This window comes from Streptomyces sp. NBC_00122 (genome assembly GCF_045160845.1).
In the GTDB taxonomy this organism is placed as follows: domain Bacteria; phylum Actinomycetota; class Actinomycetes; order Streptomycetales; family Streptomycetaceae; genus Streptomyces.
The window spans coordinates 3,593,961-3,608,527 of sequence record NZ_CP108191.1; the positions used below are offsets into that span (position 1 = coordinate 3,593,961).

Consider the following 14,567-nt stretch of genomic DNA (forward strand, 5'->3'; position numbering starts at 1 on the left):
AAAGGACGGGGCCCGCGGGGAGAACATCCCTGCGGGCCCCGTCATACGGCTGAGGTGTCGGCTCAGGCGGTGGTGCGGCGGCGGCGGCCGGTGCCCGCGACCAGGGCGGCGCCCATGGCCAGGGCCACGCCCGCGCCGCCGAGGGCCCAGGTGGTGGCCGCGTCGGCGCCGGTGGCGGCGAGTTCGCCGCCGGAGCCGCCCTTGGCGTTGTCGACGCTCGGCTTGGAGCCGCCGTTCGGCTTCGGCTGGTTGCCGTTGTCACCGGGGGCCGGGTCGGCGGCGACGATCTTCGTCAGGCGGGCCTTGGAGTGCGACTGTGCCCACGGCTTCGGGGTCTCCGGGCCGACCTGGGAAGAGCCCCAGGAGGAGATGCGGAGGTCGCCGAGCGGGGCGTCCGCCGTCAGGCGGATGCGGACCTGGATGTCGAAGCTCTGGCCGGCCGCGACGGGGCCGCTCGCCAGGTCGACTCCGAGGAACACGCCCTCCTCCTCGGACCGGATCTCGGCCTCGTGCCAGCCGGCCTTGCCGTTCTTGTCCTTGCTCAGGACCTCGACCTTGATCTGGGAGCCCTTCATCGGGACCCAGTCCGGCCGGGCCAGGACCAGGCCGACGTCGAATCCGTCCAGGGCCTTCTTGCCGGAGTTGTCGACGCGGACGGACAGGTTGGTCCAGTCGCCGCCGGCCTTGACGGTCTCCGGTACGCCGTTCACCGTCAGCGCGGGCCCTTCGACGAACGGGTCCTCGTCCCCGTCCTCGGCCCCTTCGATCTTGGTGCTGTACCAGCTGCTGGGGCCCCAGTTCCAGCCGTCGGCGCTGATGCTCACGGCGTCGGACGCCATGTCGAAGGCGACGTGCGGGGCGTCCGCGGTGAAGCGGATCCGCACGTCGATGTCGTAGCTCGCGCCGCGGTCGAGGGGACCGACGGTGCCGATGAAGTAGCCGCTCATGCTGGAGTCGTCGCCGTCGGTGTTGAGCGCCGTGGCGGGCCACCAGTAGCTGCTGCCGTCCGTGCGGACGTGGCGCGACTCGATCTCGTAGTGGCCGGACTTCAGCTTGCCCCCGGCCTTGCCGATCGAGAGGTGGGGCTGGAGCCCGTTGACCCAGGGGCCGCCCGAGTTGTCGACCGTCACCTTCAGCTGGGTCCAGTCGCCGCCCGGCTTGAAACCGTTCTTCGGGATGCCCGCGACGCTGACGTCGGGGCCCATCATGATGCCGTCGGAGTCGGCGTGCTGCTTGTCCGAGGGGGCCTTGGCGTCCTTCGCGGGCTGCTCGGCGGGCGCCGGGGCCGGGGTGGTCGGCGCGGGCGTGTCGACGACGGGCGCGGGCTTCTCCGCGACCGGCTTGTCCGCGCCGGGCTTGTCCGCTCCGGGCTTCTCGGCGCGGGGCTTCTCGGCACCGGGCGTTTCGACGACGGGCGTGGTCGGCGCACCGGCGTCGGCGGTGGCGTCGTCCTTCGGCGCCACGTCAGGAACGATCACGGCCGGCTGGTCGGCGGCCATGGCGGGCGTCGCGGTCAGGATGGTCGGTCCGGCCACGGCGACCGCGGCCACGGCGGCCATGCGCTTGATCTTCTTCATTTGTTTCCCCCCACAAGTCTTTTGAACATGCTCAGATTATTGGGGGCGGCGTGAAAGTGGACGGCTTGAAGATCACGAAATGCCAACGGCCCCGGCAGCAGCAGCTGCCGGGGCCGTTGGCCACGTCGTGTGCGATGTCCGGACGTCAGAGCTTCTCGGGCGTCCGGATCCCGAGGAGGGACATGCCCTTGCTGAGCGTGCGGGCCGTCAGGTCGCACAGGAACAGGCGGTTCTCGCCCACGACCAGCTCCGGCTCCGGCTTCACGACCGGGCACTGGTCGTAGAACGTCGTGAACAGCGAGGACAGCTGGTACAGGTACGCCGCCAGCTTGTGCGGGGCGTGCTCCGCGGCCGCCTCGGCGATCAGTTCGCCGAACTGGTCCAGGTGCAGGCCCAGCGCACGCTCGGCCGGGGCCAGCTCCAGCTCCGGGTGCGCGGCCGGCTTGCGCTCTCCGGCGTTGCGCAGGATGGACTTGATCCGGGCGTACGCGTACTGGAGGTACACCGAGGTGTCGCCGTTCAGCGAGACCATCTGGTCCAGGTCGAACTTGTAGTCACGGGCGGCCGAGGTGGACAGGTCGGCGTACTTCACCGCGCCGATGCCCACGTACTGGCCGTTCTCCACGATCTCCGCCTCGGTCAGGCCCACCTTCGCGGCCTTCTCGCGCACGACGGCCGTGGCCCGCTCGACGGCCTCGTCCAGCAGGTCCACCAGCCGTACCGTCTCGCCCTCACGGGTCTTGAACGGCTTGCCGTCCTTGCCGAGAACCGTGCCGAAGGCCAGCTGGACGGCCTTGACCTCGTCGCTCAGCCAGCCCGCCCGGCGCGCGGTCTCGAAGACCATCTTGAAGTGCAGGGACTGCCGCGCGTCGACCACGTAGATCAGCTCGGTGGCGTCCAGGTTGCCGACGCGGTCGCGGATCGCCGACAGGTCGGTGGCGGCGTAGCCGAAGCCGCCGTCCGACTTCTGCACGATCAGCGGGGTCGGGTTGCCGTCCGGGCCCTTGACGTCGTCGAAGAACACGCACAGCGCGCCGTTGGAGCGGACGGCGACGCCCGATTCCTCCAGCAGCTTGCACGTCTCGACCAGCATGTCGTTGTAGCCCGACTCGCCCACCACGTCGGGGTCCTGGATGTCCATGTCCAGCTTGTTGAAGACGGAGTAGAAGTAGATCTTCGACTCGTCCACGAACCGCTGCCACAGCTGCAGCGTCTCGGGCTCGCCGGCCTGGAGGTCCACCACCCGGGCCCTGGCCCGCGTCTTGAACTCCTCGTCGGAGTCGAAGAGCGCGCGCGAGGCCTTGTACAGGCGGTTCAGGTTGGACATGGCCTCCTCACCGGAGACCTCGTCCGACTTGTGGTCCAGCTCGTGCGGGTGCTCCAGCAGGTACTGGATGAGCATGCCGAACTGGGTGCCCCAGTCGCCGATGTGATGGCGACGGACCACCTTCTGGCCCGTGAACTCCAGGATCTCGACCATCGCGGCGCCGATCACGGCGGAACGCAGGTGGCCGACGTGCATCTCCTTGGCGACGTTCGGCTGGGCGTAGTCGATCACCGTCGTGCCCGGGTTCTGCGCGAGCGGGACGCCGAGCCGGTCGTCGAGCGCCCGCGCCGCGAGCGTCTCGATGATCGCCTTGTCGGTGATGGTGATGTTGAGGAAGCCCGGGCCCGAGACCTCGATCTCCTGGATCAGGTCACCGGTCGGAATGCCTTCGACCACGGTCGTCGCCAGCTCGCGCGGGTTGGCCTTGGCCTTCTTCGCGAGCGCCAGGATGCCGTTGGCCTGGAAGTCGGCCCGGTCGCTTCGTCGCAGCAGCGGGTCGGCGCCACCGGCCTCCGGCAGGGCCGAGGCGAGGGCGTCCGCGACGCGCTGATTGACGGAAGAAGCGAGGGAAGGGACCGAGGCCATGAGCTGCCGTTCCTGTGAGGTTGTGCCGGTGGGTGCACTTGGTTGTTCCGACAAGTGCCGAGTATCCCACGCGGGGCCCCTTCGTTTCTCAGGAGATTCCCCCGGCGAAAGCAACCTCGGAGTGGCCCGTTCCGTCTGGGAGAATGGCTGAAGCCAGCATTCGAGATAGAAGGACGTGTCGTGGCTCAGAGCAGCACCGAGACCGACTGGGTCTCCCGTTTCGCGGACGAGGTCATCGCCGAGGCGGAGCGCCGAGCACCCGGCAAACCTGTCGTCGTCGCGTCCGGACTCTCCCCCTCCGGCCCGATCCACCTGGGCAACCTCCGTGAGGTCATGACCCCGCACCTGGTCGCGGACGAGATCCGCCGCCGGGGCTTCGAGGTCCGCCACCTCATCTCCTGGGACGACTACGACCGGTACCGCAAGGTGCCGGCGGGTGTCCCCGGCATCGACGAGTCGTGGGCCCAGCACATCGGGCGCCCGCTGACCGCCGTGCCCGCCCCGGCCGGATCGGCGTACCCGAACTGGGCCGAGCACTTCAAGGCCGTCTTCGTCGAGGCGCTGGCGGAGATGGGCGTCGAGTACGACCCGATCAGCCAGACCGAGCAGTACACCGCGGGTGTCTACCGCGAGCAGGTGCTGTTCGCGATGAAGCACCGCGGCGACATCGACGCGATCCTCGACCAGTACCGCACCAAGCAGAAGCCGGGCGGCAAGAAGCCCCAGCAGAAGCAGGTCGACGAGGCCGAGCTGGAGGCCGCCGAGGGCTCCGGCGCCGCCGCCGAGGACGACGGCAGCACCGGCGAGGGCGGGTACTTCCCGTACAAGCCGTACTGCGGCGAGTGCGGCAAGGACTTCACCAAGGTCACCTCGTACGACGACGAGACGACCGAGATGACCTACGTCTGCACCGAGGACGAGTTCACCGAGACGGTCAAGCTCAGCGAGTTCAACCGAGGCAAGCTCGTCTGGAAGGTCGACTGGCCGATGCGCTGGGCCTACGAGGGCGTGATCTTCGAGCCCTCCGGCGTCGACCACTCCTCGCCCGGCTCGTCCTTCCAGGTCGGCGGCCAGATCGTGCACATCTTCGGCGGCGAGCAGCCGATCGGACCGATGTACGCGTTCGTCGGCATCAGCGGCATGGCGAAGATGTCCTCCAGCAAGGGCGGGGTCCCGACCCCGGCCGACGCGCTGAAGATCATGGAGCCGCAGCTGCTGCGCTGGCTGTACGCGCGCCGCCGCCCGAACCAGTCCTTCAAGATCGCCTTCGACCAGGAGATCCAGCGGCTCTACGACGAGTGGGACAAGCTGGAGGCCAAGGTCGCCGACGGCTCCGTACTGCCCGCCGACGCCGCCGCGCACACCCGCGCCGTGCGCACCGCCGCCGCCGAGCTGCCGCGCACCCCGCGGCCGATGCCGTACCGGACGCTCGCGTCCGTCGTCGACGTCACCGCCGGGCACGACGAGCAGACCCTGCGCATCCTCTCCGACCTGGAGCCGGAGAAGCCGCTCACCTCGCTCGACGAGGTACGGCCGCGCCTGGACCGCGCGGAGAACTGGATCACCACCCAGGTCCCCGCCGACCAGCGGACCCTCGTACGCGAGGAGCCCGACGCGGAGCTCCTGTCCTCCCTGGACGACGAGGGACGCGAATCCCTGCGCCTGCTGCTGGAGGGACTGGACTCCCATTGGTCGCTGGACGGGCTGACCACACTGGTCTACGGCGTGCCGAAGGTCATGGCCGGGCTGGAGCCCGACGCCAAGCCGACGCCGGAGCTCAAGGTCGCGCAGCGGACCTTCTTCGCCCTGCTCTACCGGCTCCTCGTGACCCGGGAGACCGGGCCGCGGCTGCCCACGCTGCTGCTGGCGGTGGGCGCGGACCGGGTGCGCAAGCTGCTCGCCGTCTGAGGCTCCGGGACACCGCGTGACGCGGAAGGGCCCGCACCCCGAGGGGTGCGGGCCCTTCCGCGTACCTGCGTGTGCTTCCTACGCGATGTGCTCGTTCTCCAGATCGCGCTGGTAACGCTGCTTCAGGTCCGGCATCAGCCGCGTGATCGTGGTGAAGCTGCGCGGGTGCACGATCCCGTGCCGGTCCGAGAGGTATATGTCGACCTGCTCGGGGCTGGGGACCTTGCCGTTCTCCTCGATGTACGCCCGGAAGACCTCGTACGCGGCCTCCGCGAACTTCACCTCGTCGATGACCGTGGCCGGGTCCTCGGAAAGGTCCTCCTGGCGGGGAGCCGGGATCGGCAACTGCTCCTGCTGCGGCCCCTGCTGGTCCTCCGGGCCCGCCGGGGGCATGACCGGGATCGGCTCCAGGCCCTCGACGTACTGGGGGTTGTAGCCGCCCTCGTACGCCGCCTGCGGGGCGAGCGGCGCCGCGAACCAGGCGCTGTTGTGCGCGGCGGGCATGGCCGTCGGCTCCACCGCGAAAGCCTGCGGGGCGTGGGTGGCGGCCCCCGGGGCGGGCACCTGGGGCTGGGCCTGCCCGGCGGCGGGGGCGGCCGGAACCGGGGCCTCCAGGGCCGCGGCCGCGGCCGGCTGCTGCTCCGGTGCGACCTGCTGCTCCAGCGGCGGCAGCACGGCCGGCTCTATCCCCGTCACCGCCAGCGCCTCCGGCGCCGTCCGCGACAGCGGCACACCGATGCGGGCGAGCCGCAGCGGCATCAGCGCCTCCACCGGGGCCTTGCGCCGCCAGGCCCGCCCGTACCGCGCCTGCAGCCGGGCCTGGTAGATCAGCCGGTCCTGCTCCATGCCGACCGCCTGCTCGTAGGAGCGCAGCTCCCACAGCTTCATCCGGCGCCACAGCTTGAACGTGGGCACCGGCGACAGCAGCCACCGGGTGATGCGCACGCCCTCCATGTGCCGGTCCGCGGTGATGTCCGCGATCCGGCCCACCGCGTGCCGGGCCGCCTCCACCGTCACCACGAACAGGACCGGGATCACGGCGTGCATACCGACGCCCAGCGGGTCCGGCCAGGCCGCGGCACCGTTGAAGGCGATCGTCGCGATCGTCAGCAGCCACGCCGTCTGGCGCAGCAGCGGGAAGGGGATCCGGATCCACGTCAGGAGCAGGTCCAGCGCGAGCAGCACGCAGATGCCCGCGTCGATGCCGATGGGGAAGACGAGCGAGAAGTTACCGAAGCCTTTTTGCAGGGCGAGCGCGCGCACCGCGGAGTACGAGCCCGCGAAACCTATCGCCGCGATGACGACGGCTCCGGCGACCACGACGCCGATGAGTATCCGGTGCGTACGAGTGAGCTCCATCGCGGCCACCCGCGATCCCCTCCCCTTGTCGAGCACATGCCCATGGCATGCCGAGCACTGAGACCTTACCCAGCCTTTACCGAGCTGCGGCAGGCACAGCGTACGGGTGACTCCATGTCACTGCTCTGCCAGCCCAGTTACTCCCGAAACACCCGAAATGCGCGTAACTTCCGTTACTGTGCGGGCTGCGGGGACTGCGGCTGCTCCGGCTGCTGCTGCTTGTTGGCCGCGTCGACCGAGGCCACGGCCTCCTTGGCCGCCGTGATCGCGTCCTGGAGCAGCTTCGCCTGGTCCGGAGCGCCGGCACCCTCGTACGCCGCACCGTTGTAGTCGAGCGTGACGACCACGTTCTGGGTGCGCGCCACGATCGTCGTGTTGAAGAAGTCGACCTCCTTCTTCACGCTGTAGACGACCGACGTCCCCTGGTCGCCGATCCCGCCCGCGGCATCCGCCTTCACGTTCTGCGCGCCCTCGGACGCCTTCGACAGCTCGACCTGCTTGTTGTACTGCTCCTCCGCGCGCTTGTTCGCGCTGCCGAGGGAGGCGTGCGAGTCGTAGCGGAAGAAGGAGATCGAGAGCCAGCGGTACTGCGAGCCCTTCAGACCGTCCTCGTCCAGACCGTTCCAGGAGCAGCTGGCGCGGCTGGCCAGGTCGTTCGACTTGGTCGCCGAACCGTTCTTGTCCTTCGCCTCCGGGACGAGCGTGTCTATCGTCCCGCCCTGAACCGCCTTGCACGGATCGGGCAGCGTGGCGAACGCCGCCTTCTCCAGGGCCACGGAAGGCTTGCCACTGGGCTTGGAGGACGAGGCGGTGCTGGGCTTCTTGCCGCCGTCCGAGCCCGACTCCTTGCCCGAGTCGGACGAGCACCCGGCGACGGTGAGGATCACCGGGACGGCTGCGCAGGCGAGAACGCGGGTGAGGCGCGAGGCTGATCGGTGCATGTTTCCTTCAGTGCGTGAGGGGGTCTTCTTCGGACGCGGATCCGGATGTGGATCCGGACGCGGATTCGGACAGGGGACCCGGGCAACGGTAGCCCGATCGGGTGGCGCCGTGCTGTGCGCGCCGTCACCCGGGGCCACGGCGCGCCCCGTTCACTCGCCCAGGCGCTCGACCAGAGCCTGCGCCAACTGCCGTGCCTTGTCCTGGGTTTCGGCGCTCGACGGGACCGTGCCGGGCAGCGCGGGCTGCACGCTGTACTCCAGCGTGACGATGACATTCGAGGTGCGGAACACAATCCGAACCGTGCGGGACTGCGCCGCGGTGGCCCCGGCGGGGCTCAGCTTGTCGTCGATGAAGGCCTCGGTCCCGAGGCCCTCCAGTACGCGGGAACCGAGCTCGGCGGGCGGGGCGGACGGGCTTCCGGCCGGCGAGGGCGATCCGGAGCCGGGAGCGCCGGAGGGAGCGCCGGAGGGCGCCGTGGCGGGTGCGGTGGCCGCCGGGGGAGCGGCGGGCGTACTCGCGGCCGGCGTGGGGTTGAGGCTCGGGCCGGGGAAGGGCAGGTGGGCGTCGGTGAGCTGGCGCACGTACACCTGGCGCGCCTTGTCGTCGTCGCTGGCGACGGCCCGGTCGTAGGAGACCACGCGCTCGAAGCCGACCGACAGCAGCCGGGTCTCCTCGGGCGTCTGCGCGGTCCACCGGCAGCCGACGCGCCGGTCGCCGTCGTACGAGGCGTCCGCGGTGCCGGCGTAGAGCTGGTCGCGCTGTTCGGGGGTGAGCGAGTCCGCGGCCGGAAGCATGGCCTTGAGGCGCTTGCTGTCGGCTCCGGCCTTGCATGGCGCGGGCAGGATGCGGTACTTCCCTGGTTGGGCGGGCGCGGCCGAGCTGCCGCCGGCCTTCGAGTCGCTGGTGCTCCCTTTACCGCTGCCGCTCGTGCACCCGGTCAGGCCGGCCGCCCCGGCGACGAGTGCGGTGAGCATCGCGATGCCCGGCAGGGTTCGCCGTACCGCCTTGCGCTGCACGTCCAATGGCTCCCTTCGACCGGCGGGCCCCCGACGGTCAGGAAAATGCGTTGCCGCGACTTGGGCGCGGATGGACACAATGTCTATCGCACACGCTGGTGCTGGCGCCGGTCCCCTGTCGTATTTGGGACCAAGAGCGAGGCTTTTTGCGTATTCAGGCTTTTCTGTTGTTGTCGGGGGATTGAGTCCTTATGTCGTACGTAGAGGTGCCCGGGGCGAAGGTCCCGATCCGGATGTGGACCGACCCGGCGTCGGTCGAGGACGGCGCGATGCAGCAGCTGCGCAACGTCGCCACCCTCCCATGGATCAAGGGCCTGGCCGTCATGCCGGACGTCCACTACGGCAAGGGCGCCACCGTCGGCTCGGTGATCGCGATGAAGGACGCGGTCTGCCCGGCGGCGGTGGGCGTGGACATCGGCTGCGGCATGTCGGCGGTGAAGACCTCCCTGACGGCGAACGACCTGCCGGGGGACCTGTCCAAGCTGCGGTCGAAGATCGAGCAGGCGATCCCGGTGGGGGCCGGGATGCACAAGGAGGCGCTGGATCCCGCGCGGTTGTACGGGTTCTCGGACTCGGGGTTCGGGGATCTGTGGGAGCGCTTCGACTACGTCGCGGATGCGGTGAAGTTCCGGCGGGACCGGGCGATGCGGCAAACCGGAACCCTCGGGTCCGGGAATCACTTCATTGAACTTTCAACTGATGTGTCCGGGGCGGTTTGGCTCATGCTGCACTCCGGATCGCGGAACATCGGCAACGAGCTGGCGGAGTTCCATATCAACGTGGCTCGGGGCCTCGCGCACAACCAGGGCCTGGTCGACCGCGACCTGGCGGTGTTCTTGGCAGCGACGGCCGAGATGGAGGCGTACCGAACCGACCTCTTCTGGGCGCAGGAGTACGCCAAGTACAACCGCGCGGCGATGATGAGCCTGTTCAAGGAGGTCATCCGGAAGGAGTTCCGGAAGGCGAAGGTCTCCTTCGACCGCGAGATCAGCTGCCACCACAACTACGTGGCGGAGGAGCGGTACGACGGTATGGACCTGCTGGTGACGCGCAAGGGTGCGATCCGTGCGGGCAGCGGTGACTACGGGATCATCCCGGGCTCCATGGGTACGGGCTCGTACATCGTGAAGGGCCTCGGCAACGAGAAGTCCTTCAACTCGGCTTCGCACGGCGCGGGCCGGAAGATGAGTAGGACGGCGGCGAAGAAGCGATTCTCGGCGCGCGACCTGGCGGAGCAGACTCAAGGCGTGGAGTGCCGTAAGGACTCGGGCGTCGTGGACGAGATCCCCGGCGCGTACAAGTCGATCGAGCAGGTCATCGACCAGCAGACGGACCTCGTGCAGGTCGTGGCCAAGCTCAAGGCTCTCGTCTGCGTCAAGGGTTGAGACCTGCGTGCAGTTGTCGGGGGAGTGGAGGGGCCGGACCGTGATCGGTCCGGGCCCCTCCGCGTTGCTCTCGCTCAGTCGAGCAGCATGTCGACCGGTAGCTCGACGGTCACTCCGAGGTGGTCGGGAAGGGTGAGTGTCGTGCCGCGCTTGAAGGTTCTGCGCAGGCGGTAAGTCGTGCCGCGAGGATCCGTATAGATCACGACTTCGTCGTGGTGCCGATCGGCGATGACGTAGACCGGTACGTCGGCCTTGGCGTAGCTCTCCACCTTGGTGCCGGTGTCGTCCGCCCAGTTCGAGGAGGTGACCTCGAGGATCATGCGGAAGACATCGTGCCGGTAGCAGTTCCTCACGACTTTGTGGTCCAGGAAGTCCGCCTCGACGAGCGAGAAGTCCGGGATGGCGTAGTCGTCCTCGCCGGTGGGCAGCCAGATGCCGATGCCCTGGAGGAACTCCAGGCCCGCCTTTTCGGCCCCTGCCTCGTGAAAGGCCACGGTGAGCCGGGTCGGCGTTCGGGCGTGTCGCCCATCGGCGGGTGGTGTCACCGTGAGCCGTCCCTGGAGAATTTCCACTCGGTGCCCGGGAAGCTCCCTGGAGAGTCGATCGGCGGCCTCCGCGATCGTGGTCTCGTGCTGTATCACGGCCATAGCTTCCTCCCTTTCGTGACTCACGCTTCCGGAGCGTAGCCGTGCCCGCCGACAATCCGCGCGCATTCACCCATACGGGCCCGGGAGGGGCGTACGGCGTCAACTTCGGCTTGTGGGCCGGGGGTTGACGGGCCGAGTTGGTCTAGATCATGGCGTGCGGTGTGGAGATCCCGCGTGCTTGTCGCTCGCCCTCGGGCCCTCCGGGTTCGCGCGGGCGGGCGTCGGGAATCACCACCTGGGGCGAGACGCCGCCGACGCCGGCGGCGGAGCTTCAGCGGGCCCTGGACGCGGCGAGGGCCGCCGGGCTGGAGCCGGCGGCCCTCGTGCCGCACCTGAAGGCGGCCGTGCTCGTCCCCGTAGGGGTCAGAGCTCGCGGTGGACCTTGGTGTTCGAGGCCTGGGCGCGGGGGCGGACCACCAGGAGGTCGATGTTGACATGGCTGGGACGGGTCACCGCCCAGGTGATGGTGTCGGCCACGTCGTCGGCGGACAGGGGGTGTGCGACGCCCGCGTACACCTTCGCGGCCTTCTCGGTGTCGCCGCGGAAGCGGGTGGTCGCGAACTCCTCGGTCTTGACCATGCCGGGGGCGATCTCGATGACGCGGACGGGCTGGCCGACGATCTCCAGGCGGAGGGTCTCGGCGAGGACGCGGGCGCCGTTCTTGGCGGCGACGTAGCCGGCGCCGCCCTCGTACGTGGAGTGGCCGGCGGTGGAGGACAGGACGACCACGGTGCCGTCGCCGGAGGCGGTGAGGGCCGGCAGCAGGGCCTGGGTGACGTTGAGGGTGCCGATGACGTTGACCTCGTACATCGTGCGCCAGTCGGCGGGGTCTCCGGTGGCGACGGGCTCGGCTCCGATGGCGCCGCCCGCGTTGTTGACCAGTACGTCGACCGACGGGTAGCGCTCCAGGGAGGCGGCGAAGGCGTCGACGGAGGGGCGGTCGGTGACGTCGAGGGCGTGGGCGGCGGCGGAGTGGCCGGCCGCGGTGAGCTCGGCGGCGAGGGCCTCGATCCGGTCCTTGCGGCGGGCGGTGAGTACGACGTGGTAGCCGGCCGCGGCGAGCTGGCGGGCGGTGGCGGCGCCGATGCCGCTGCTCGCTCCGGTGACTACGGCGGTCTTGGTGGCCGTGCTCATGTGCGGGGCTCCTGGTTCGTTCGTACGGACGATTCCCCGCCAGCATAGGCGGGGCCCGTGGGGTCGCCGGGGTTCAGTGGCCGCGCGGGGTGTACATGATCACGGCCGTGCCGGCGAGGCAGACGAGGGCGCCGATGACGTCCCAGCGGTCGGGCCGGTAGCCGTCGGCGACCACGCCCCAGACGAGGGATCCGGCGGCGAACACCCCGCCGTAGGCGGCGAGGACGCGGGCGAAGTCGCCTTGGGGCTGGAGGGTGGCGACGAAGCCGTAGAGGCCGAGGGCGATGACTCCGGCGCCGATCCAGGCCCAGCCCTTGTGGTCGCGTACGCCCTGCCAGACGAGCCAGGCGCCGCCGATCTCCAGGAGGGCGGCCAGGGCGAAGAGGGCGGCGGAGCGGGCGATCAGCATGGCCGGAAGCCTACGCACGGGGGCGGGTGGGGAGGGGTGGGGGCGGCGCGCGAATGGCGGGACGGCGTGCCCTCATTCGTGTGATGGTCCGACCGGTCCGGCCGGGTGGCGGCTAGCGTCCGCGCGTGGAGGTGGTGGCGATGCGCCGTGTTGCCGTACGGAGTGTGGTGCTGGCCGGGCTGCTGGTGTTCGGCGGTGGTCTGCCCGCGGGGGCGGCCTCCGCGGGGCCGGTACCCGCGGGGCCGGTCCCCGCGGAGGCAGAGCCGGAGGCCGACGTGGCGTACCACGGCCGGGTTTCCCTGGCCCACGCGCAGCTGCGGATCCTGCTGGTCCCGCAGAACGAGGGGCCGTCCGCGCTGCCGAACGCGACGGTGCGGGTGCGGCTGTCGGCGGCGCTGGCGGACCGGCAGGAGCTGGCGCCGGGCTGTGCGCGGGCAGGGCTGCGTGAGGTGGTGTGCGAGACGGGGCGGCTGCCGCTGCACGGGCGGGGGCGGCACATCGGGCTGGCGCTGGGGCTGCGGGAGGCGGCGCCGGAGGTGGTGGTGCGGGTCGACACGTGGTGGAACGGCGGCGCGACGGACCGGAACCTCGAGAACAACGAGCACGTGGTGCTGGCGCTGGATACGGGCGATTCCTACGCCTTCTGAGCGGGGCCGCCTCCCGCAGCGCCGGAGCCGGCGCTGCGGGAGGCGGGCAGGAGCCAGGCGGCCACGGCCGCGGTGAGTTCGCCGTCGGTGGCCCGGGGGGCGCTCCAGGCGATGTACCCGTCGGGCCGGACGAGGACGCAGGCGGTACGCCGCTCCGTGCGCCAGTGGACGTGGGTGAGGGGGGCTCCGGGCGGGGTGGTCCGGTCGGGCGGGGTGATGAGGACGAAGCCGCCGGCGCGCAGGGCCTCGTACAGGCGCTGTCCGTGGGGGCCGGGCGTGAGGGCGAGGTCGGGGGCGCGGCGGCCGGCGGGGCGGTGGGTGCCGCGTGGTGGCGGGTAGGCGATCCCGATGCCGGAGACGAGGCCGAGGGCGCGGTCCTGGGCGGGGCCGATGCGGGGGAGGAGGGCGACGCCGAGGCTGCGGGCGGTGCGGCGGACGGGGCCGGAGGCCATGACGGCGCGGACGAGCGCGCCGCTGATGCGCAGGACGAGGCGGCCGACGGGGTGGCGTTCGCGGTGGTAGCTGTCGAGGAGGGCTTCGGGGTCGGGGGTGTGGCCGTGGAGGGCGGCGGCGAGTTTCCAGGAGAGGTTGGCGGCGTCCTGCAGGCCGGTGTTCATACCGAGGCCGCCGGCGGGGGAGTGGACGTGGGCGGCGTCTCCGGCGAGGAAGACGCGGCCGGAGCGGTAGTGGGGGACCTGGCGTTCGTCGCTGTGGAAGCGGGAGATCCAGCGGGGGTCGCGCATGCCGTGGTCGGTGCCGAGGGCGGTGCGGGCGATGGCGCGCAGTTCGTCGAGGTCGACGGGGTCCGTGTCGCGGGCGCGGCTGTCGCGGCGCCAGCCGATGGCGCGGTACCAGCCGTCGCCGAAGGGGATGAAGAAGGCGAAGGAGTCGGTGTTGCTGTCGACGGCGAGGAGCTCTTCGGGAGGCTGGGCCAGGCGGACGTCGGCGAGGACCATGGAGCGGACGACTGCCTGGCCGGGGAAGGGCAGGCCGAGGGCGGTGCGGACGGTGGAGCGGACGCCGTCGGCGCCGACGGCGTGGCGGGCGTGGAGCGACGAGGTGCGGGGGGCGTCGGGCGGGCCGTCGTGGGCGGCGTCGGAGGTGCTGTTGGAGGCGCTGTTGGAGGTGCCGTTGGAGGTGCGTACGTCGAGGGTGACGGTGTCGCGGTCCTGACGTAGTCCGATGAGCCCACAGTCATATCGGATGTCGACGCCTGTGGACAGCGCGCGACGCTCCAGGAGTTTCTCTGTCTCGTATTGAGGGGTGACGAGTGTGAACGGGTAGCGGGTGCTCAGCCGCTGAAAGGAGAGAGCCATGCCTCCGAAGGGGCGCAGGCGGTCGATCCGCCGGCCGGTGGAGACCAGTTCGTCGGCGAGCCCGCGGGCGTCGAGCAGTTCGAGGGTGCGGGCGTGCACGGCGAAGGCGCGGGTGAGGTTGGGGGCGGTGCGCGGGCGGCGTTCGATGAGGGTGACGGAGAGTCCGGCGGCGGCCAGGTCCCCGGCAAGGAGCAGTCCGGTGGGGCCGGCGCCGACCACCACGACGTCGATGATGTCCTCGGTGTCCGCCGGGTCCTCTTTGCCCTCTGCGTCCTTGGCGAAGGTCATACCTCGGCAGTCTGCCAGCCGGGGACC

Annotated in this window: 12 protein-coding genes; 3 read left to right on the plus strand and 9 right to left on the minus strand. The window is 70.6% G+C overall.

The features are described 5' to 3' along the window. Positions 1–62: 62 nt before the first annotated feature. Together OG737_RS17055 and argS are read right to left on the minus strand one after the other, a co-directional pair. Positions 63–1,577, minus strand: coding sequence for a hypothetical protein (locus tag OG737_RS17055; protein WP_405921719.1), 1,515 nt, complete (start codon positions 1,575–1,577; stop codon positions 63–65). Positions 1,578–1,722: 145 nt separating this feature from the next. Then, the gene (gene argS, locus OG737_RS17060) at positions 1,723–3,489 is read right to left on the minus strand and encodes an arginine--tRNA ligase (protein ID WP_405921720.1); all 1,767 of its coding nucleotides are present in this window, start codon (positions 3,487–3,489) and stop codon (positions 1,723–1,725) included. Between the two features lie 180 nt (positions 3,490–3,669). Between argS and lysS the strand changes: the two genes are divergently transcribed. Next, on the plus strand, positions 3,670–5,397 hold the full coding sequence (gene lysS, locus OG737_RS17065; protein WP_328927011.1) for a lysine--tRNA ligase: 1,728 nt from the start codon (positions 3,670–3,672) through the stop codon (positions 5,395–5,397). Between the two features lie 78 nt (positions 5,398–5,475). Here lysS and OG737_RS17070 read toward each other — a convergent pair whose 3' ends face one another. From OG737_RS17070 to OG737_RS17080, 3 genes are all read right to left on the minus strand, one after another. Beyond that, entirely contained in the window at positions 5,476–6,756 is a 1,281-nt protein-coding gene (locus tag OG737_RS17070; protein ID WP_405921721.1) for a DUF2637 domain-containing protein, read from the minus strand. Positions 6,757–6,929: 173 nt separating this feature from the next. Next, positions 6,930–7,697 carry a DUF3558 family protein gene (locus OG737_RS17075; protein ID WP_328927013.1) on the minus strand — a complete coding sequence of 256 codons (768 nt, stop codon included), beginning with the start codon at positions 7,695–7,697 and terminating at the stop codon, positions 6,930–6,932. A gap of 150 nt (positions 7,698–7,847) precedes the next feature. Then, on the minus strand, positions 7,848–8,714 hold the full coding sequence (locus OG737_RS17080) for a DUF3558 domain-containing protein (RefSeq protein ID WP_405679057.1): 867 nt from the start codon (positions 8,712–8,714) through the stop codon (positions 7,848–7,850). Positions 8,715–8,905: 191 nt separating this feature from the next. Between OG737_RS17080 and OG737_RS17085 the strand changes: the two genes are divergently transcribed. After that, entirely contained in the window at positions 8,906–10,099 is a 1,194-nt protein-coding gene (locus OG737_RS17085; RefSeq protein WP_328927015.1) for an RtcB family protein, read from the plus strand. 74 nt (positions 10,100–10,173) lie between these two features. Here the strand turns inward: OG737_RS17085 and OG737_RS17090 are convergent, their stop codons facing one another. The 3 genes from OG737_RS17090 to OG737_RS17100 form a co-directional block, all read right to left on the minus strand. Further along, complete coding sequence (locus OG737_RS17090) at positions 10,174–10,812, minus strand: Uma2 family endonuclease (RefSeq protein ID WP_405921722.1); 639 nt, start codon at positions 10,810–10,812, stop codon at positions 10,174–10,176. A 297-nt stretch (positions 10,813–11,109) separates the two neighbouring features. Then, positions 11,110–11,880, minus strand: coding sequence for an SDR family oxidoreductase (locus OG737_RS17095; protein ID WP_328927017.1), 771 nt, complete (start codon positions 11,878–11,880; stop codon positions 11,110–11,112). A 73-nt stretch (positions 11,881–11,953) separates the two neighbouring features. Further along, positions 11,954–12,289, minus strand: coding sequence for a YnfA family protein (locus OG737_RS17100; protein WP_405921723.1), 336 nt, complete (start codon positions 12,287–12,289; stop codon positions 11,954–11,956). A gap of 140 nt (positions 12,290–12,429) precedes the next feature. Between OG737_RS17100 and OG737_RS17105 the strand changes: the two genes are divergently transcribed. Further along, complete coding sequence (locus OG737_RS17105) at positions 12,430–12,936, plus strand: hypothetical protein (RefSeq protein WP_328927019.1); 507 nt, start codon at positions 12,430–12,432, stop codon at positions 12,934–12,936. Here OG737_RS17105 and OG737_RS17110 read toward each other — a convergent pair. Continuing rightward, a complete protein-coding gene (locus OG737_RS17110; protein WP_328927020.1) occupies positions 12,924–14,540 on the minus strand; it encodes an FAD-dependent monooxygenase in 1,617 nt (538 codons plus the stop codon). The genes OG737_RS17105 and OG737_RS17110 overlap by 13 nt on opposite strands. Between the last annotated feature and the right edge of the window lie 27 nt (positions 14,541–14,567).